This is a genomic window from Desulfatibacillum aliphaticivorans DSM 15576 (assembly GCF_000429905.1).
Classification (GTDB): Bacteria; Desulfobacterota; Desulfobacteria; order Desulfobacterales; family Desulfatibacillaceae; genus Desulfatibacillum; species Desulfatibacillum aliphaticivorans.
On sequence record NZ_AUCT01000018.1, the window covers coordinates 65654 to 85573 of the forward strand.

Below are 19920 nucleotides of genomic sequence, written 5' to 3' on the forward strand. Positions count from 1 at the left end.
ATAGCCTTAATAACTTCTGAATAATTGCTTGATCAAGTTTATATATGATGTTATTATATAAATATGTCCATAAAGGCTTGCTCCAATAAGTGAATCTACTTGGTTATTTTTTACAATAGATAATTTATCTCTACTGAAAAAGGAGTAGCATGATGAGCAATGATTGCAAAGGAAACTGCAGTTCACGTGGTAAAACCATAAAGGGGTATTGTGGAACATGCGGAAAAGAGACAACTTGGGTCTACTGCCCGGAAACTTCTAGAAATTATGCAGGCTGGCGATGTCTTGGTTGTGGCACTTTTAGGCGTGGATAAGAACGTGGGGAGATCCTAAGCGGTTAGCCCTGGCAGAGCAGTATCCTGCCAGGGTGCGTGAGCACATGGTGTAGAACCGTGGAGGTAATGGAATTTGGAAACGTTGTAAGACCGGAAGTCTGGCCCAATGCCAACAAGAGCAGGAATTCAACCGGGGCTTTCCGCCCGCCGAACATTCTCAACCCCGAAAATCTCCCCGGCCGCACCTTTTGTTGCTAAAGCAACCCAGGCAACATACTGCCGTTGCCTGGACCACCCTAAACAGGGGCAGGGCAAGCCCTGCACCCTACATAGCCCATGAAACCATTGCGGCTGAATTTGGCGTGTAGGCGCAGGCCCCCCTGCCTGCTTAGGGCGTGCTTCGCACGACCAATAGGCGCCCACAGGGGGGCGCAACTACAATGTAACAAAAACCGGAAAGGATGAATTCGATGTTAGCGGCAGGCCCCCGCCGCATGAGAAGAACAACGCCGCCCCAAACACTGGCGGGGCAAGCCCTGCCTTGGGGCGCTGACGCCATTTCCGTTAACTGTCTGTTAATCCAACTCAATAAAGGTGGATTCCACCGGGCCGTCAAGAAGCAGGATGGAATTGATGTGCACCCGGAAGAATTCCGTATCCTCCTGATCCAGCAGGGGCTTAAGGCGAGGATGGAGAATTAGAAAGGCCCGCGTCAATTCCATGAGATCCCTGGGATCCTGGGGGCCGTAGGTTCCTGTGACGGTCAGGGCCTGGATGTTTTCGTCCCGGCCTTTGTCAAAACTGGCCCGGGAGTCCACCATCACGCAAACATTGGGGTTGGCCTGCATGTTTTTATGCTTGGCGGAATTCTTGCCCGTGACCATAATCAGGGCGTTTCCCTGGCGATCCAGCATATAGGCCATGAGGGAGCAATGGGGCTTGCCGCCGGCGTCGGTGGCCAGGACGCACATATTCTCCCTGGCGAGTAGATCGAATATTTTTTCCATGATGGGCGATTAACTCTTATTTTGTTTGCTCAAGACCCGGACTCCCCGACTTTGCCTTTGAGCTCTTTTTCCAATGCTGCGAAAAGATCCTTTTTTCGCTGCTTCTCGTCTTTGGCCTGAACTGTGATATTAGCCATGCGCTCGGCCTGCTTTTTGGCGAACTTTTCCACTTCGGCTTCCATGTTATTGCCCTGAGCCGCCTTGGGCAAATCCTCCAGCGGGGCGGGGTCCTTAATGTAAATCCGCTCGACCTCGCCCGCCAGGACGTTTTTCAATACTCCCATATCTCCAAGTTTATTACAAATATTTTGAACTTCCTCGGCTGAGTACCCTGTGACCTCGCTGATCTGGGAAACCGTGGGAGGGACCCCGAACTTATGGTCGGCGATGCGAGCTGCGGCCACTACCAGATGCGCTTTATAATAGGGCGAGTTGCGGTCCATGATTTTTTCCTCTATCCGGTCAGGCGATTCTTGACATCTTATCCAATGATTAGGTAGCATCCAATCAAAATTTTTGTCAATAATTGACCGTTTAACAGCCAAAGAAGATTTAACCGAGGCGCTGACTTAACGCGCCCTAAAAAACCTCATGATCGGAGGAAGTCATGACTCAAATACTGGAAGTAACAGCCAGGGAGATATTGGACTCCAGGGGAAACCCCACCGTGGAAGTGGATGTGTACACGGAAAGCGGCGCCATCGGAAGGGCGGCCGTGCCCTCCGGCGCGTCCACGGGCACGCGGGAGGCCCTGGAGCTTAGGGACAAAAAATCCAAGAGATACGGCGGCAAGGGCGTTGCCCAGGCCGTGAAGAACGTGAATGAGATCATCGCTCCTCTGATCATCGGCATGGACGCGGCGGACCAAGCGGCCGTGGACCTGGCCATGCTGGACGAAGACGGCACGGAAAATAAATCCAAGCTGGGCGCCAATGCCATATTAGGCGTGTCCCTGGCCACGGCCCGTGCGGCGGCGGACGCCTTTGGCTTTCCTCTGTACCGCTACCTTGGCGGCGTAGCCGGCCAGACCCTGCCCCTGCCCATGATGAACATCATCAACGGCGGCGAGCACGCAGCCAACAACCTGGACATCCAGGAATTCATGATCATCCCCAAGGGCGCCAAGACGGCGGCCGAGGCGGTTCGCATGGGCGCCGAGGTTTTCGCCAACCTGAAAGCCATCCTGAAAAAAGGCGGGCACGCCACGGCCGTAGGCGACGAAGGCGGCTTCGCCCCGGACCTGGACACCAACGAAGAAGCCTTCAAATGCATCATGGACGCTATCAAGGCGGCCGGATACAAGCCGGGCAAGGACATTGTCCTGGCCATTGACGCGGCCGCCAGCGAATTCTGCGTCAAGGGAAAATACGAACTCAAGGGCGAAGGCAAAAGCCTGACCACCACCCAGATGATCGACTACTATGAGGAAATGATCTCCAAGTACCCCATCGTTTCCATCGAAGACGGCCTGGCCGAAGGAGACTGGGACGGCTGGGAGGAAATGACCAAGCGCCTGGGTTCCATCCAGCTTGTGGGGGACGACATTTTTGTGACCAATCCCGCCATTTTCAGGAAGGGCATTGAAAAGGGCGTGGGCAACTCCATTTTGGTCAAGCTGAATCAGATCGGGTCCCTGACCGAAACCCTGCAGACCATCGACCTGGCCAAACGCTACGGATACACCACGGTGATTTCCCATCGCTCCGGCGAGACCGAAGACACCTTTATCTCCGACCTGGCCGTGGCCGTGAACGCCGGCCAGATCAAGACCGGCTCCCTGTCCAGAACGGACCGGGTGGCCAAATACAATCAGTTAATCCGCATTGAAGAGGACCTGGGAAGAGCCGCGAGCTTCGGGACTCCTTTTGACAAGATCACGGATTCCAAAAAATAATCGTTACCTGCGGGGGAGGCGGACTGCCTCCCCCGTTGTTTTCTCGCAAGAAGCCGTATTATTGAGGACTGCATGAAAATTTTTTCCGGACGCACATTGATTTGCACCCTGGCCTTTTTCTCCCTGACCGCCTTCTCCGCCCAGGCTTACGTCCTGCCCGCCGAACAGGTTTTGGAACTCATGGTCAAAGCCCAGGGGCCGGCCAAAGGGCTTTCCGTAGCCGAACAGGTCGTCGTGTATCCGCCGCCGGAAATTCAACCGGAGCAGGCTGCGCAACCTGAAACCGATGCGGCTGCGTCAGGCATTGAGGGCCGGGAAGGCGGAGCTGTTGGGGAAAAATCGGCAGAAACGCCTCCTCCGGCCCCGTTGACTTTGGAAGGTTCTGTTTCGTATCAGTTTCCGGACAAATTCCGGGAGGAAATCAAGTATCCTCAAGGCCTGGGAATTTTAGCGGTGTCTCCGGCCGGAGCGGCCAAGGTGGAAAACAATTATCTGATCTCCGAGTTTGAGGATCAGTACGACCTGTTCAAGGAGCCTTTGTTATACCGGAACGCCCTGCTGCTTATGGAAAGGCTGAGCCTGGCCGGGGTGAGAACGGACGTGTGCTCTTTGGGATACTGGCAGGGCAAGGCGGCCTATGTGATCGGCGCCCAATTCCCGGACGAGACCGTCCCGCAGCTTTGGGTGGAAAAAAACACCTTTTTGCCCATCCGGTTTATCGTCACCCGCACCGTGCCCGGCAGGAGTCAGGACAGCCTGGAAGTGCAATACAGCGACTGGCAGGGCCTGCTGGTGCAGGACGGCAAAAAAATCCTCCACAGGTATCCCGGACGCATCACCTTTGTGTCCAACGGGCAAATGATCAGCCAACGAACCATGGTGAATTACGCCATGAACCCGTCCTTCCCGCCCGAGTCCTTTGATGTTTCCCGCATGAGGCGGGCTTACGAGCCGGCGCCTCATCTTATGCCGAAGGACCCCGTCTCCGAGGAGATGCAGGGCGTTCACAACGCCTTTGAAGAATTCAAAAAGACCATCGGACAGGACGGCAAAAATCAGTAGCCCGGCTTAGGGATTCACTTTTTCCGCCAGCTTGGGAACGACCCATCCGCCCAGGCTTTTTTCCAGTTCCATGGCGACCGCAATGGTTTTGTGGTCGTTTCCCGGCGTCCCCACCACCTGCACTCCCACGGGCAGGCCTTTTTTGCTCAACCCCAAAGGAACCTGCGTGGACGGAAATCCCATGACGTTGATGATGGCCGTGTACACGAAGTTATCCAGCAGCATGAGCGGCTCCAGGTGGCGCGGAGCGGGTTTGCTGTAAGAGGGATAGAGCATGACGCCGTCCGGGCCGATTAATTCGATCAATTCCCGCCGCAACTCCCGCCCCATCTTGATAAATTTTTCCGTAGGCATGGGAATGCGCTCTCCCAAAGCCAGAGCCAGGGCGGGCAAGGTGTGGTCCGACGCCCTCAAGGCCCATTTGAACAATTCCCAAAACACGGGAATGCGCTTGCCCTGCCCCAGCTGTACGCCAAACTCTTCCGTCTGATGATGATTCAACATACTGGACCAGATGGCGAAGGACCATTTGAGCTTGTTCACCGTGCGATGCTTGACCGAAGCGCCCAATTTTTCCAGGGCGTCCGCAGCTTTCTTTTGGGCGATCACCAACTCGTGATGCACCCTTACAGCGCCGTTTTCCGGCACGCTCAGGACGTTGAGCCGGGAAAAATCCACGGAGGCGGGGTCGCCAAAATCCATGGCCGTGCATTCGGGGTCCTTGCCGTCCGGTCCGGCCATGATCTTCAGCAGAGGCATTAGATCTTCGGCCTTGCGGCAAAGGGGGCCGGTGGTGCAGTAAAAAGCCACCCTGCCATGGGCCAGGGGAATCTGGCCTGTATTGGGAACCGCGCCGCCCGTGGGCTTGTGACCGAAAACCCCGTTGAAAAACGCGGGCATGCGGATGGATCCGCCCACGTCCGACCCCAGGCCGAAAGGCGAAGCGCCCGAGGACACAATGCAGCCTTCCCCGCCCGAACTTCCGCCCACAATACGGCCCAGGTCGTAGCAATTGTTGGTGGTTCCGTAGACCTTGTTGTGGGACTCCATCCACATGCACAATTCCGAAATATTGGTAACGCCGATGGGGATGAGCCCGGCCCGGCGCATCCTGGCCGCGGCCGTGGCGTCCTTCTTCTCGATGATGCCTTTTCGGGCCACAAGCCCGGAGGTATGGGGCATGCCTGTGAGGGAAAAGCATTCCTTAATGGAGCAGGGAACGCCATGAAAAGACGGGCAGTTTTCCGGCCCGTTTTCCTTTAAAAATGCGTCGGCTGCGTCCGCCTCGTCCAGAGCCTGGTCGTAGCGGTCCGCCACAATGGCGTTGATCCATGGATTGATTTTCTTGGCGTGTTCAATATGCGTTTCCACGGCTTTACGGGACGTTATTTTTCCTTCGCGAATCATGGCCGCAATTTTTGTCCCGGATAAAGTAAGCAGTTTGTCCATGCAGATTCCCCCCGAAAAAATAGAGCTGACAAATATAAATTTTGCGGATTTTGCTTTTCCACCCGAAGAAAAAACAGGATAGTAATATTGAAGGGAGATTTCAACATTTTTATGGATGCCGTCTCTCTTTATTTATCATCGTTAAGGCCAAGGGAGTGATTTTGCGGTTTCTTGACGGCGCTCTTACCCGGGTGATATCCTAAACCATATCCAACCGGAAGATTCATCCATCCTACCTATCCATCCACAGGGGGGCTTTATGGGCAAATTTCTCATTTCCATTGATGCTGCTTCTTGCACCGGATGCATGAAATGCGGCCTGGCCTGCTCCGAATTATACCACCGGGCTTTCAATCCGTTGCTGGCGAGAATCCAGGTGATTGTCAAAGGCGAAGAGGCCGAAATCTCCTTTACGCAGGAATGCACGGAATGCGGCGTGTGCGTGGACCAGTGCTTTTATGGGGCGTTGTCCAAGACGCCCAGGGAGTCTTGATCAGGAGGGGCGTCATGGATTGGAACGGTTTTGCAGGCAACGTGCTTTATGTGGATTTAAGCGCCGGCGAACTGGAATCCCGGCCTTTGTCCCGGGACTTATGCGAAAAGTATATCGGAGGGCTGGGCGGCTGCATTAGGCTGGCTTATGAAAATGTCATTCCAGGAACCGAGCCTCTTGCGCCGGAAAACCCCATCATCATTGGCGCCGGGCCCCTGGTGGGAACCAGCGTTCCCGCCTCTTCCCGGGTGTACGGCATGACCAGGCTGCCCCAAAGCCGCTCCGTCGGCTGGTGCGGGGCCGGGGGCGTTAACTTCGGCGCGTTCATGAAATACGCAGGCTTTGACTTTCTGGTGATAACCGGCAAGGCGGACCGGCCCGTGTATCTGGACATCACGGGGGACGCTCCGGTCATTCGCGCCGCAGGGTCTTTATGGGGAATGGGAGTGGAAGACGCCTGCCACGCCCTGTGGGAGAAGCACGGCCGGCCCGCCGGAGTGCTTGGAATCGGACAGGCCGGGGAGAATCAGGCGGCCTATGCCATGGCTTTTGTGGATCGCCTGTCCACCATGGGACGGGGCGGTTTCGGCGCCGTCATGGGCTCCAAGAACCTGAAGGCAGTGGTCGCCAGAGGGATGAACGGCATTACCGTAGCGGACAGAAAGGCATATAAAAAACTCACCAAAGACCTTTTTGAAAATATACGAAACTATCCCTATCTCAAGGAATGGCAGGATTTAGGGCTCATGAAATCCCTGCCTATCATTTCCAGGGAGGAATATTCCGAGGCGAAAGTCCGGCGTATGGCGTGCGTATCCTGCCCCATCGGCGATAAAGACATTATCCGCGTTTCCGACCTGACGGCAACCAGCAGTTCGGCCATGAACCTATACGTCCCCACCATTTTCGGCATGAAGGATCACACAGAAGCCGTCACCCTCATGACCATGCTGGACGGCTATGGCATGGACATGTTCGAGTTTTTCGCCGCCGTCGGCTACGCCGGAGATTTGGCCGCCGCGGGAATCATATCCTCGGATGAGGCGACCCCGCCCATTGACCTGACCAAATTTGAATCCATGAAGATCTGGGCGGAAAAAACGGCTTTTCGGCAGGGATTGGGAGATTTGATCGCCCAGGGCCTGGACGCAATCCTGGAGCGCTACGGACCGGAGGCGGCCCCTTATTTGCCGTACAAGGTCAAAGGCATGATGCCCTACGCCGGGCCCAAGGCGCCCCTGCCCTGGAACCTTTTCGGCACCATGGAGTTGGGGCAAATCCTGGACCCGCGCGGGCCTCATGTGGGGTCGGGAGGATCGCCCACCTATTTCGCCCAACGCCCCTTGGAGGTTTTTCCCAAGCACCTCAAACGCATGGGCGTGCCGGACGACGCCCTGGACCGTATTTTGCCCGGATGGCGAGACGGCGCGCCTACAGACCTGAACATAGGCCGGTTGCTCAAATATTCGCACCGGTGGTTTACCATCCTGGGCTCGCTGGGCGTATGCGCCAGGGCGCAGATCAACCGCTTTTACAACTATGATTTGTGTTCGGACTTGTACCAGGCGGTCACAGGCATTCCCACCCAGGGAAGCGACCTTGGCGACAGGGCCAACGCCGCCTGGGCCTTGTTGAAAACCATCAACATGCGGGAAGGCTTTGGGAGGAAGGATGAAGAGCCGCCGGCCAAATGGTTTGAAGAGCCGCCTTTTTGCAACTACCTGACCGGAAAGCCTATTACGCCTCAGGAAGTGGGTGTGATGATCGGGGAGTATTACGACGAGCAGGGTTGGGACTCTGAAACCGGAGCGCCGCCCATGCCTGCAGATTAGATTGAAGATTCATCCGTTAAAATTTGACGCAGGAGATCGTCCTGCTCCCTGGACTGGATGGCGCCCGCCTCCCAGCATTGGATCTCGCGCAGGGGGAATCCGGTTTTTTCCGCCAGTTCCTCCTGGCTCAGGCCTTTGGACCAGCGGGTTTCCGTTATTTCCCGGCCTGTCATCATGCCTTCCTGAAACCGGTAGGCTTCGGCTATGGCCGCCTGGATGGTGCAGGCCTGCTCGGGGGTTCCGGCTTCCAGCCCGCAATCCGGGCACACATGGCAGGCGACTTCCACCGTGATTTCCCTGCCCCGAAACTGGATGGTCGCCTCTTTGGTGCACAAGGGCATGGAAGCGCCGCAGCCGGGGCATATGGGGTCGGTTTTTTTCAAAAGGGCGCCTTTCTGTTGGGATGAAAGGAAATCAGCCACAGGGTCTGGCTGAATATGGCGAATTTCAGATAGGCCAGGCACTTGACGATCGTGGATTTCCAGCGAAACGGAAACAGGTCGGCCCCGTTGATTTCCTGTTCATAGGATTTTTGGGGGGGCGACATGCCCACATAGTTTTCCGGCTGAATTTCGTCCAGAACATTATGAAGCACCTGGGACAACTCGTCCATCATGTATCCCATGTTTAACGCATCAGCAGCCAGGCTGGTCGGGTTCATGAGCATGATGCGGTCTTCTTCAGCGCAGGACTGGGCTTCACGAAGTTTTTTGGACAGCTCTTTGTGCGTCGGCCTTTTCATGCCCTGCAATATAACGCAAAAAGCCTCAATTGGCAAAATGCAATAGCCGGACGAGGCCCTTAAAAGTTGTTCTTATAGCTTTTTTAAGATAGTCTGTCCGGCAACGGATCGAACCATAAACAGACAGAGGTTAGCGTGGGATTTAAGGTTCCCGACAATGTGCTGCCAGAAAACGCCAAGTTTTTCGTAATCATGCAATTCGCCTATGTGTTCGGGGGGATCAGCCACATAGCATTAGGAATTGCGTTTTGGCTTTTCTGCATCAAGGAAATGGCCTGGTTCAACTTCGCCTACAGCGCACCCGTCTTTACCACGGCGTTTATCCTCAACCGGAGGGGGCTGCACGAAGCCGCGTTTTTTCTGGCCTTCAGCGAACTGCTGATGCATCAGGTCGCCGGGGTGTACGTGCTTGGTTGGGGCGTGGGCTTTCAATATTTTTTGATTTACCTGGCCGGACTGACCTTTTTTAACGCCCGATGGCATGGAAAAATCCGGACGTGCGTCATTGTGCTTTTATGCGCCGTGTTCACGGCTCTCTATTTATACTGCCAGGAGCCCGCCTGCGATTACGTTCTTTCCAAAACCGTATACCAGGCCTTTTTTCTGTCTTCCAGCCTGACCACGCTTGTGGCCCTGGCTATGCTCATTCATTATTACGTTCAGGCCGCCACCCGGGCGGAGCAAGGATTGACCGAGGCCAACAACCAGCTTTCGAAAAAAAACCTCGAGATAGAAAAGACTCTGGCCGAACGCAACCAGGCCTTTTCCCACCTGAACGCCGAACTCCAGGAGGCGGCCCGGTACGTGCGGGAAATCCTGCCGGAGCCCATTGAGGACGGCCCCATCCGGACGGACTGGAGATTCATTCCGTCCACGGCTTTGGGGGGAGACGCCTTCGGCCACCATTGGCTGGACGAGGACCGTTTTGTGTTGTATCTCATCGACGTCAGCGGGCACGGGGTGGGGGCGGCGCTGCTTTCCGTGTCCATCATGAACGCCTTGCGCGCCCAGTCATTGCCGCGGACGGATTTCTCCGACCCGGCCAGTGTGCTGGAATCCTTGAATCAGGCCTTTTCGGGCGAGGATCACGGCCGCATGTTTTTCACCATATGGTACGGGGTGTATTCCAGAAGCACGCGCCAAATGATCTATGCCAGCGGCGGGCATCCGCCGGCCCTGCTGTTCGGAAAAAACGGAAACGAACCGCACGTCTCCCAACTCCGCACGCCCAACTTCGTGATTGGGGGGATGCGGGATGTGGAATACAAGAAAGCCGCATGCACCATTCCCGAGGGCGGGATTTTGTACATTTTTTCCGACGGCGTGTATGAGGTTCGCAAAATGGACGGAAGCGTATGGCGATACAAGGAATTCGCCGACTACATGACAAAAGCCAAACCGTCCGAAAAGTCCCGCCTGGATCTGCTGCACAGCCACGCCCGGAACCTGGCCAATTCAGAGCATCTGGACGACGACTTTACTATTCTTGAGGTCATGTTCTAAGGGGGGAATCATGAGCCAGCCGGATTATTTGCAGCCCTTCGCCGATTGCTTAACCCAAAGCTCTCAATGGCTGTCCGCCCAAGCGGAGGCCGGGGAAAAGCATATCGGCTATTTTTGTACATATACTCCCGTGGAGCTGATCCATGCCTGCGGGTTCGTTCCGATCCGTGTCATGGGGGAGCCTGGCGTTGTGGAACAGGCCTATTCCCTGGTCCCGGATTTTATTTGCCCTTTTATGAAATGCGCCCTGGAAAAAGCCTTGAACGGAGGATTCAAATATCTGAAGGGAGTGGTCCAGGGGTATACCTGCGACGTATCTTGCGGCATGGCCAATATCTGGAAGGAGAACATTCCGGGAGAGCTTTACCACACCTTCCCCCTGCCTTATACGGACGCCCCTGCAACGAGAGACTATCTCCATAAGGAATTCCAGGCGTTCATTCATAAAGCGGAACAGGCCGGTGGCGAGTTCCGCCTGGAAAGGCTGCAATCTTCCCTGGATATGTACGCGGCGATCCGCCGCAGCCTGCTCAGCCTGTACCAATTCGGAGAAGACGGAGCGCCCGCCCTTAACGCCCGGGAGCGCCACATAGTCGTCCAGGCTGGTTACGTCGCGCCTCCCGACCTTTTTCTCGGCATGTTGGAAGCCCTGGCCAGCCAAAAGCCCTTTAATTCCCGGGAAAGCCAGGCAGGAATCCCCGTTTTGATTTCCGGCAGCCTGGTGGAGTCCGTGGGCGTTTTTGACGCCATGGAGAAGGCCGGCGCCCGAATCGTTGCAGACGACCTGTGCTCGGGATACCGGAACCTGTTGCCGGTGGACGGAAGCGGCTCCGGCCCCATGGAAAGGCTGATCGACCGGTATGTGAACCGATTTCCCTGCCCTTCCCGTTGCAGAGCCGAAAACCGTTTTCCCTTGCTGATGGACAGGATAGAGCAAACAGGCGCCCGGGGGGTGATTTTTCTCATACAAAAATTTTGCACGCCTCATCTGGCGGACATTCCCGAGCTTACCCGCCTTTTGAAGGCAGCCGGAATTCCGGTTTTGGTTGTAGAGATGGATGAAAGCTGGCGGATGGGAGGCCAATTGCAGACAAGGCTGGAGGGCTTTGTCGAAATGATCGATGGGATGTATGGAACGAATCATGGAAAAATCTAAAAAATCGACCAAAAGGCTGGCGGCGGCAAAAGAACTGAACAAGGTGGTGGGCGAATATTATCTGGAGTGCGCAGCCGCCAAAGAGCAGGGCAAACCCGTCGGGTGGATGCCGCCCATGAACGGCGCCATAGAACTGTTTTACGCCATGGACCTGCAGCCGGTCTTTCCCGAAAACTGGTCACCGGTATGCGCCGCCTTTGGCCTGACTCCAAAAAACTTCGAAGTCAGCGAAGGCATGGGCTACTCCAGGGATCTTTGCGGCTACCTGAGGAATATTGTCGGGTACGTGAACGGCCCCATGACCGACCCGGCAATCCCGCTTGGAGGGCTGCCCGCCCCGGACCTGCTCATTTCCCCGGGCGGGGGGTGCGTGCCTGTCATGAAAATCTTTCACGCCCTGGAGCGGCGGTTTCCCGAGGCCAAGGTGTTTAAGGCGGATCTGCCTCAGGTTGCTCTGGAGGAAATCGCTCCTCACCACATTGACTACGCAATTCAGGAAATGCAGCGGCTCATTACTTTTCTGGAGGAAGCCACGGGTCGGAAGCTGGACCAGGACCGCTTGCAGGAAGTGGCGGCCCTGTCCGACCAGGCATGCGCTTTGTGGGACGAAATCATGAGCTATCGGCGATCCATCCCCGCGCCTTTTTCCGCTGCAGAAATCGGCATTATGTTTGTAATGGTCACCCGCCAGGGAACCCGGCAGGCCATTGATTTTCTGATCAAAGCCAGAGACGAAATCAAAGAGCGCGCCGAGTCGGGAACAGGCGTTATTGAAAACGAGAAACTGCGCCTTTTTTGGGACAACATCCCGCTTTGGTACAACATGGGCCTGTTCAACTATTTTGAAAAGGCCAACGCCGTGGTGGTGGCGGAAACCTACTCTGCCGCATGGTCCATCCGGCTTGATCCGGCGGACCCGCTCAAGGCGCTGGCCCTGAAAAGCCTGATGTCCTACCCCCTGGTTTCCTGCGTTTCCATTGAAAAGCGGAAAGAGATGGTTCTAAAGGCCTGCCGGGATTACGCCATTGACGGCGTGGTTTTTCACCGGAACAAATCCTGCGTGCCCATCAGTTTGGGGCAAATGGATATCCGCAAGGCCTTGGAGGATGAGTTGGGCATCCCCTCCGTAATCTTCGACGCCGACCACATGGACGCCCGCAATTTCTCCACCGCTCAGTTTCAAGTCCGCATAGACGCCTTTTTGGAAATGCTGGCTGAAAGAAAAGGACAGACCTTTAAAACCTGATTAATACCCCAGTTCCTCGGCCACGATAACCACGCTGATATCCGTGAGCATGGGTTTGCGGTGCAGGATGGTGGTTATCCGGCAGACGCGGGACGGAGAGTTGCAGTCCACGCAAATTCCGGTTTCTGCGCAGGGCGTTTCCATATTCAGGCTTTTGGCGCGCATGGGCGCGGCCACGGTGTGCACTCTGTCTATGGCTGCATGGAGGTCCTTGCAGATTTTATTGGCGCCGGCCACAATCACGACCTTTTTGGGACCGAAGGACATGGCGTTGGTCCGGTTGCCGCAGCCGTCCACATTGACTATTTCGCCGGTCACGGAAATTCCGTTGGCCGAGCATAAAAAGCAGTCGGTCAGGCTTTGCTGGCGGCGGAATTCCAGGCTTTTCTCAAAGGGAAGCGAAGGATCGTTATGATCCAGGATGGTTTTCCCCTGCTCTTTCAGGGCTTCAATCAGGCCCATATCCCGGGTGGTCGAGGAGCCGCCGAAGCCGAAAGTTTCGTATTGGGAAATCATTTTAAGGATTAATTCTTTGGCTTCCTGGGACGTCTTGCAAAGGTGGGCGTCAAAAGCGTGCTTTTTAAGATTGTTGACGCATTTTTCCCCGGTTTTTTCCCACAGCCATTTCCGATAATCTTCAGCCATCGTCCTGCCTCCCTGGTCTTGCAGATAATAAAGTTATTCCGGAGGGACCTCGTCGCCGGGAGTCTCTCCAATATCTTCCATAATTTGTAATATGCGTTTGTAGGATTGATCCAGAACAATATCGGGCGAAGATTTTTCACTGCCGCCCCTGGCGTAATCCCTTGCAATTTGAATGGCTTGTTTCAGCGCCATTTGTTTCATTTTCCGAGTCGCCATAGAGCATCCCCTCCAGGTTGTATACGGCTGCGTAAGTTAACTTCAGAAAACAAACACGAATGCCATTGGATATCACCGCCTTGCTGGGGCAGTCAATCCCGGTCTTATTTTAAAATGGAGCAAAAACAAAAAACAGCAGGCGTAGAAGGAAAAAGGGAGCCCCAATGGGCGGGGCTCCCTTGGATCTATCTAGTACATGGGCGTGAAATCAGCCACATTTACTTCTTTCAGATCGTCTCCCAGGTATTCCCGTTCCTGGGGACCGAGAACTCCGAGGGAAAGACAAATCAGGGTCCACAGGTGAACCGTGTGGTACGGAGCATCGTAATGCTCTTGCAGGTCATGGACCTGGGCGTGGCAGTTATGGCAAGGCGTGATGGCGTAATTTGCGCCGGTGGCCAGGATCTGGTTCAGCTTAAGCCGGCCGTATTCCCGGCGTTCATCGGCGTATCCGCTTTGCAGAAAGCCGCCGCCGCCGCCGCAGCAGAAGTTATTGGAGCGGTTGGGGGTCATGTCCACGAAGTTTTCTTCGCCGACAACAGACTTGACCACAAAACGCAGGTCTTCCGCCACGGGATCGCCAAAGGACTTCCTCACGAGCTGGCAGGGATCCTGAACCGTAAACTTGATTTTCAGGTCCTTGTTCCAGTCGGAGTTTACCTTAAGTTTGCCTTCGCGAATCCACTGTGCGTAGTATTGGATGATGCTCTTTACTTCAAACTTGTGCTCGACACCGTATTTTTTCAGTCCGGCCCGGACTGCGAATAGTTCGTGGCCTCATTCGGTGTTGAGCCAGACCTTGCACCCAAGGTCGTCAACGGCTTTGGCCTTGACCTCCGTAATGTGCTTCCAGGCGTCGTCGTCCGCCAGAAACATGCAGTAGTTCTCGGCAGCCCAGCCCTTGGTTCCGTAAGTCCAATCAGCGCCGACCAGGTGCAGGATCTTCCACAGGGGCACCATTTCATCAGGCTCGGTCACAGGTTCGCGGGAGTTCTGGTTCAGGAAAAAGTAAGCGCCTTCCTTGTTGATGGGCGCCTGCATATCCTTGAATTCCGGTTGGGCTTCCCGGTATTCTTCCAGGACGTCTTCCACCACAAACTGGAAGTCTTCTTCGTTGGTTCCCATGGCGCTGCATGTATCGCTGCGCAGAGCCATGTCGCAGGAGGCCAGGATGCCCTTGGGGCGGTCTTCCCTGGGCACCTGTTGCCGTGCGTTGAAAACCAACTGGGGAATGTCGATTTTCATGGGGCATACGTAGATGCAGCGCTGGCACATGGAGCAGCACCAGATCCAAGGAGAATTGATGATTTCCTCGTCCATGCCGAGGGCTGCCATGCGCAGGAGCTTTCTGGGATCCATGTCATGAAGCCCGGTGGCCGGACAACCCGAGGAGCAGGCGCCGCAGGTCAGGCAGAGATTCAGGTTTCCGCCTTCAGGCAGAATCTCCATGACCTTGTCTTTAAGGGTGCTCCCCTTTTTTTTGGTTAATTTGATTACTTCTTCTGCCATACGATTTTCCTCCCGTTCATTTGGGCGCGGGGCGCGCCCATGCGCGCCCCGCGTTTGGCAAGCCCTCAGCTTCAGGAACCGGCCTTTTTAATGGATCTTTCCAATTCCACAGAAATTTCCGAGAACGTTCTACCCATATTGTTGGCAAGAGATGCGCACACCAGGCGGTCTTCCGGCATGCCTACGGCGGCCAGCATCTTCTTGAGTTCTTCAGCTCTCCAGGAAGCGTACAGAGCGCCCTTGTCGGACTTGCAGTTGCCGTTGTGGCAGGTGAGCAGCATGACGCCCTCAGCACCTTGCACAAAAGCGTCCATCACATAGTCCATGTCGATCTTGCCGGCGCAAGGCACTTCAATGGCCTGGAGTCCGGCGGGAACCCTGTAGCCGAAAGTCTTGGCCATTTTCATGGCTTCCAATCCGCTGTTCTTGCAGCAGAAGGCCACGATCCAGGGGCTCTTGCCCGCGGAACCCTGGCCGTCTTTAATAGCTTGAGCCATGGCGTCGTCGGCGTAGTCGCCCAGTTGGATGGCGTCGTTGGGGCATTCGCTGGCGCAGATGCCGCAGCCCTGACAGGCGGATTCGGCGATGATGGCCCGGGAATCCCAGTAGATGGCGCCATGGGGGCAGCAACGGTAGCAGGTAAGGCACACGGTGCACTTGTCCACGTCCACGAAGGCGGTGTTGGAAGGAACTTCCAAATTGCCGTCGCCCAGGAACTTTTTCACTTCCAGAGCCACATTGCCTGCGTCTTCAAGACCCTGCTCAAAAGAAAGAAGGTCGCGGGATGCGCCGGCCAGGTAGATGCCCAAACGGGTGGACTTGACCGGGAAGTAATGGACGTTGTCAGGTTGCAGGAAGCCGTTTTTGTCAGCTTCGATTTCCAGGGGAACGGCCAGGGCGGCGTTGTCTTCATCAGCCAGGATGGCTTCTTCGACAACCACCAGGTCAGGCTGCACTTCCACCTGCTGCCTGAGGACCGGATCCAGAATGGAAATGGTCATGGCGTCGCCAGTCGTCACCTGAGGGGTTTCCTTGGTTTTGAAATAGATGACGCCTTCCTGGCGGGCCTGTGCATACAGGGCGTCCAGGCCGTCGGCGGCCAGCTTGATGTCGCCCACGAATACATAAGCGTCGGTGTCAGCGACCTTGGTCAGGGCGGTGAGGCTGTCCAGGACCCTCTGCATGACCAGGGGGTTGCCTTCCTGGCCGAATCCGACCAAAAAGGCCACAGTCTTGCCGGCTTCCAGCTTGCCTTCGGCCAGCATGGCTTCCAGTTCGGACTGGGACACGACCTTGGGGCCCAGTTCCAGGCCGTAAGCGTCGTTCAGCACTGTCGTGGTGAGGCCGGTGGCCACCACGATGGCGCCGAAGGTTTTTTCCACTGCGGCGTCGCCGGTCTTGAGGGTGACCTCAAAGTTTCCGGGAACCCCCTTCACATCGGCGGCCACGGTGTTCGTCATGATTTCGATATTGGCGTTGGCTTCGGCTTTTGCCGTCAGATCGGCGACTGCGCCGTCTTTGGCTTCTTGGGCGACCTTGTCTTCCTTGCTCGTCAGAACAACTTTGTAGCCTTGTCCGGCAACTTCCAGCGCCGCGGCTACGCCAGCCGTCCCGCCGCCGATGACCAACACGTCGGTAGCGATCTGGATGATTTTCTTGTCTGCATTCATTTGGTCACCCCTATGTATTTAAGCGCTTCGGAGGCCGCAAATCCCGCCTGGGCCATGGAAGCTGGAATGTTTTTAGGTCCTGCGGCCGTTCCCGCCAGGAATACGCCTTCGCCCTTTTCAACCAGGAAGCCGTCCTGATCCTGGTCCAGGGAGAACAGTTCCGCGACCTGAGCGTTGTCTTCCCCGGGGGTGATGCCGATGGAGAGAACCAGCAGGTCAAAGATTTCGTCCTTGCGTTCGCCGGTGTCTTCATCGGCGTAGGAAAGGCGCATGCGGCCTTCTTCCTCCGGGTACACGTCCACGGGGATGTTCCGCACAAAGCCGAGTTCTTCCTTGCACTGGGTGTAGAAAGCGGGGAAGTTCTTTCCGATGCTCTGGATGTCCATGTAAAAGACTTTCACTTCCGCTTCGGGATTGGCGTACTTGATCTTACGGGCCATGCGCAGGCCGTAAGCGCAGCACACCTGGCTGCACCACAGGTTGCCAAGGCGGGCGTCCCGGCTGCCGACGCACTGGATGAACGCGGTCTTGGCAGGGGGATTGAGGTCCGAGGGACGAACCACCTGGCCTTTTTGACGAATCAGGGCTTCCAGTTCCATGCCCGTGATCACGTTATCGCGCACGCCGTAGCCGTAGGTGGGCTTTTTGGTCGCGTCAAAGGGGGTGAACCCGGTGGCTACGACCACGGTGTCGGCGTTGATTTTCTTTTTGGTCGCCTTGGCGTCCAGGTTGATGGCGCCTTTGGGGCAAACGCCCGCCAGTTTGGCGGCGTCCACGTCCTTGGCGGCATCGGCGCAAATGGCGTACAGCGGGGTATTGTTCTTGGAGTATCCGCGAACCACCGCGCCGGTATTGCGGAATTCCTGAAAGCATTCTCCGCAGTTATCGCATTTTTCCGCATCAATGTAAGCAGGGGCCACGTCCAGGGAAGCGGTGAATTTTCCGCCTTTATCCACTTTGGCCACGGCGGCGCCCAGGGTCACATTAATCCGGGGTTCACTAACCACCTGAGCCAGCATTTTGTCCACAGAGCAAGCGCCGCACTTTACGCATTCATCGGTCGCCTTGCAGCAGTAGCTGATGCTGTGCCCGCCCAAGAAGGGACTTTTTTCCACAAGCTCCACGTCAACCTGGCTCTGGGCGAGTTCCCAGGCCGCTGTCAGACCTGCTATGCCGCCGCCAATGACAAGAGCTTTTTTCGGTTTGTCAGTCAATTGCTTTCTCCTTCGATACTCCCTGCCCGAGTTGGGCTTTTCGCCCGGGGCAGGTCTTGCGCGTCATGAAACCAGCACACTTGCCATTTATACCACAGGCCGCGGCAACACTTTGGCCCGTTCGGCGATTTCAGGAACCTTGTGCTCCCACTCGATAGCCATGAGATGGACGCCGGCGATGCCCTTCATTTCCTTGAACTCTTCAATCTGCTCGCAGGCGATCTTGATGCCCTCGTCGGCCACCTTGCCTTTTTCCGCGCCCTGGAGCCTTTTAATGATCTCGTCGGGCACGTCCATGCCGGGCACACGGTTTTTCATGTATTTCGCCATACCCACGCTCTTCATGGGGGTGACGCCGGCCAGGATGTAGACCTTTTCGGTCAGACCCATATCATTGGCCTGGGCGACCCACGTACGGAATTTTTCCATGTTGAAGATGCACTGGGTCTGGATGAAGTCCACGCCTGCGGCTATTTTTTTCGCCAGCCTGTGGACGCGCCATTCAAAAGGTTCTGCAAAGGGGTTGGCGGCGCCGCCGATGAACATTTTGGGGGGTTCTTCGATTTCCGCTCCGCCCTGGAAGACGCCCTCATCGCGCATTTTTTTAATCATGTTGATGAGCTGGGTGGAGTCAACGTCGAACACGCCCTTGGCGCCGGGATGGTCGCCGAACTGCATGTGGTCGCCGGAAAGGCAAAGAATGTTATTGATGCCCATGGCGTAAGCGCCCAGGATGTCGCCCTGCATGGCGAGACGGTTCCTGTCGCGGCACACCATCTGATAATTGGGCTCCAGGCCTTCTTCCTTGGCGATGATGGAGGCGGCCCAGCTGGACATACGCACCATAGCGGTTTGGTTGTCAGTGATATTTACTAGGTCCACGTTGCCCTTGAGGGGTTTGGCCTTTTCCCGCACATGCTCAACGCTGGAACCACGCGGGGGCCCAAGTTCTCCTGTGAAGGCGAAGTGTCCCGCTCTTAAAATTCTTTCCAGTTTGCTGTTTGACTTGAATTCAGCCATATCCTTTTCCTTCTCGCTTTCTTGCCGCAAAGCAAATGAAAGCCCCGGCCTGTAAAGGCCAAGGGCGGGCTATTTGTCGCTGAAAGCGGCTTTGCGTTGTTCGTAACCGGGCTGGACAATGGTGCGCGGCACGTTATTGCGCCAATCCATTATCTCCGTCATTTTCAGGATGTTGTCCAGCCGACCCTGGCCGGCCAGCCTCTGATAAATGGCGTACCATGCGCAGGGTTGATCCTTGTTGATCTCGCAGCTGGTCTGGTTGGTGCCGCCGCAGGGACCGTTCATAAGGGATTTTGCGCACATGGTGATGGGACAGATGCCCCCGGTGATGCCCAGCAGACAGTTACCGCAGGAACGGCATTTTTCTTCGTACCATCCCACATCTCTGTTGACCCCGATAAAGGTGGTGTTCACCCCGGGGAGGACAGGTTTTGTCGGGTAGCGTTCCGCCATGAACTGCACCCCGGCTCCACAAGCCATAGATACAATAGCGTCGTACTGATCGACGATGTCGTCCAGTTCGGCCAAAAATTCCATGTCGCACTGTCTTTCGACCAGCGCGGCGCATGTTTCTACGGGCTTGCCAGCAACCTTGCGAGCCAGCATCAGTTCCTTGTTCAGGAGAGCGGCTTCTTTCTCGCCTCCTGCAAGGCACACGGCGACGCAAGTCTTACAACCAACGGTAAGAATCTTATCGTAACCGGCCAGCAGATCGCTGATTTCATCAAATGGTTTTCTTTCCGCAACTATCATGATTCCTCCTGATCCGAATACACGCTGACCCGCTTGAGGCGGTCCTCAGAACGGGGCAAAAAAATTTCCCCCTCGCTTCAGCAGGCGCACGAATAGCCCGCGGCAGGAGGAAACGAATTTTCTCATTATGGGCGTATACCGGGCAAATGCTTGATTGTCAACCGTTTCATTTGACAATTACCCCCGCCAGTCTTATGGTAATCCCCGTTTGCAAACTTTTCGCCCCGCCGCCGA

Annotated in this window: 19 protein-coding genes; 7 read left to right on the plus strand and 12 right to left on the minus strand. The window is 55.8% G+C overall.

Annotated features, from left to right (window positions below; translation table 11 throughout):
* Positions 1-850: 850 nt before the first annotated feature.
* Entirely contained in the window at positions 851-1282 is a 432-nt protein-coding gene (locus tag G491_RS0115870) for a pyridoxamine 5'-phosphate oxidase family protein (protein WP_084511539.1), read from the minus strand.
* Between the two features lie 29 nt (positions 1283-1311).
* Positions 1312-1725 carry a helix-turn-helix domain-containing protein gene (locus G491_RS0115875; protein WP_028315302.1) on the minus strand — a complete coding sequence of 138 codons (414 nt, stop codon included), beginning with the start codon at positions 1723-1725 and terminating at the stop codon, positions 1312-1314.
* A gap of 164 nt (positions 1726-1889) precedes the next feature.
* On the opposite strand from G491_RS0115875, the gene eno reads away from it, so the two are divergent.
* Positions 1890-3176, plus strand: coding sequence for a phosphopyruvate hydratase (gene eno, locus G491_RS0115880; protein ID WP_028315303.1), 1287 nt, complete (start codon positions 1890-1892; stop codon positions 3174-3176).
* A 72-nt stretch (positions 3177-3248) separates the two neighbouring features.
* Positions 3249-4238 (plus strand): hypothetical protein, encoded by a 990-nt coding sequence (locus G491_RS0115885; RefSeq protein WP_028315304.1) that lies wholly within the window; start codon positions 3249-3251, stop codon positions 4236-4238.
* A gap of 6 nt (positions 4239-4244) precedes the next feature.
* Here G491_RS0115885 and G491_RS0115890 read toward each other — a convergent pair whose 3' ends face one another.
* The gene (locus tag G491_RS0115890) at positions 4245-5687 is read right to left on the minus strand and encodes an amidase (RefSeq protein WP_028315305.1); all 1443 of its coding nucleotides are present in this window, start codon (positions 5685-5687) and stop codon (positions 4245-4247) included.
* Positions 5688-5946: 259 nt separating this feature from the next.
* Between G491_RS0115890 and G491_RS35525 the strand changes: the two genes are divergently transcribed.
* The gene (locus G491_RS35525) at positions 5947-6180 is read left to right on the plus strand and encodes a 4Fe-4S binding protein (RefSeq protein WP_028315306.1); all 234 of its coding nucleotides are present in this window, start codon (positions 5947-5949) and stop codon (positions 6178-6180) included.
* Positions 6181-6194: 14 nt separating this feature from the next.
* The gene (locus G491_RS0115905; protein ID WP_028315307.1) at positions 6195-8012 is read left to right on the plus strand and encodes an aldehyde ferredoxin oxidoreductase N-terminal domain-containing protein; all 1818 of its coding nucleotides are present in this window, start codon (positions 6195-6197) and stop codon (positions 8010-8012) included.
* Here G491_RS0115905 and G491_RS0115910 read toward each other — a convergent pair.
* Both G491_RS0115910 and G491_RS0115915 read right to left on the minus strand, forming a co-directional pair.
* Positions 8009-8395: a type II TA system antitoxin MqsA family protein gene (locus G491_RS0115910; protein WP_015947531.1), complete on the minus strand. Its 387-nt coding sequence runs from the start codon at positions 8393-8395 to the stop codon at positions 8009-8011. The two genes, G491_RS0115905 and G491_RS0115910, sit on opposite strands and share 4 nt — an antisense overlap.
* A complete protein-coding gene (locus G491_RS0115915; protein WP_028315308.1) occupies positions 8392-8754 on the minus strand; it encodes a hypothetical protein in 363 nt (120 codons plus the stop codon). The genes G491_RS0115910 and G491_RS0115915 overlap by 4 nt, the downstream gene beginning before the upstream one ends.
* Positions 8755-8889: 135 nt before the next feature.
* Between G491_RS0115915 and G491_RS34055 the strand changes: the two genes are divergently transcribed.
* Genes G491_RS34055 through G491_RS0115930 form a run of 3 tightly spaced genes read left to right on the plus strand, consistent with a single transcriptional unit; the run spans position 8890 to position 12659 of the window.
* On the plus strand, positions 8890-10257 hold the full coding sequence (locus tag G491_RS34055) for a PP2C family protein-serine/threonine phosphatase (RefSeq protein ID WP_051327300.1): 1368 nt from the start codon (positions 8890-8892) through the stop codon (positions 10255-10257).
* A gap of 10 nt (positions 10258-10267) precedes the next feature.
* On the plus strand, positions 10268-11413 hold the full coding sequence (locus G491_RS0115925; protein ID WP_028315309.1) for a 2-hydroxyacyl-CoA dehydratase subunit D: 1146 nt from the start codon (positions 10268-10270) through the stop codon (positions 11411-11413).
* Positions 11400-12659, plus strand: a complete 1260-nt coding sequence (locus G491_RS0115930; protein ID WP_169829448.1) for a 2-hydroxyacyl-CoA dehydratase subunit D — start codon at positions 11400-11402, stop codon at positions 12657-12659. The genes G491_RS0115925 and G491_RS0115930 overlap by 14 nt, the downstream gene beginning before the upstream one ends.
* Here G491_RS0115930 and G491_RS0115935 read toward each other — a convergent pair whose 3' ends face one another.
* The 7 genes from G491_RS0115935 to G491_RS0115970 all read right to left on the minus strand — a co-directional run bounded on the left by G491_RS0115935 (position 12660) and on the right by G491_RS0115970 (position 19686).
* Positions 12660-13304 carry a lactate utilization protein gene (locus tag G491_RS0115935; protein ID WP_051327301.1) on the minus strand — a complete coding sequence of 215 codons (645 nt, stop codon included), beginning with the start codon at positions 13302-13304 and terminating at the stop codon, positions 12660-12662.
* A gap of 33 nt (positions 13305-13337) precedes the next feature.
* The gene (locus tag G491_RS0115940) at positions 13338-13520 is read right to left on the minus strand and encodes a hypothetical protein (protein ID WP_028315312.1); all 183 of its coding nucleotides are present in this window, start codon (positions 13518-13520) and stop codon (positions 13338-13340) included.
* A 189-nt stretch (positions 13521-13709) separates the two neighbouring features.
* The gene (locus tag G491_RS34965) at positions 13710-15029 is read right to left on the minus strand and encodes a (Fe-S)-binding protein (RefSeq protein WP_015947538.1); all 1320 of its coding nucleotides are present in this window, start codon (positions 15027-15029) and stop codon (positions 13710-13712) included.
* Between the two features lie 71 nt (positions 15030-15100).
* A complete protein-coding gene (locus G491_RS0115955) occupies positions 15101-16699 on the minus strand; it encodes a hydrogenase iron-sulfur subunit (RefSeq protein ID WP_015947539.1) in 1599 nt (532 codons plus the stop codon).
* A complete protein-coding gene (locus tag G491_RS0115960) occupies positions 16696-17913 on the minus strand; it encodes an FAD-dependent oxidoreductase (RefSeq protein WP_015947540.1) in 1218 nt (405 codons plus the stop codon). Before G491_RS0115960 ends, G491_RS0115955 begins: the two co-directional genes overlap by 4 nt.
* A gap of 87 nt (positions 17914-18000) precedes the next feature.
* Positions 18001-18933, minus strand: a complete 933-nt coding sequence (locus G491_RS0115965) for a methylenetetrahydrofolate reductase (RefSeq protein WP_028315315.1) — start codon at positions 18931-18933, stop codon at positions 18001-18003.
* A 69-nt stretch (positions 18934-19002) separates the two neighbouring features.
* Entirely contained in the window at positions 19003-19686 is a 684-nt protein-coding gene (locus tag G491_RS0115970) for a methylenetetrahydrofolate reductase C-terminal domain-containing protein (protein ID WP_015947542.1), read from the minus strand.
* Positions 19687-19920 lie beyond the last annotated feature (234 nt).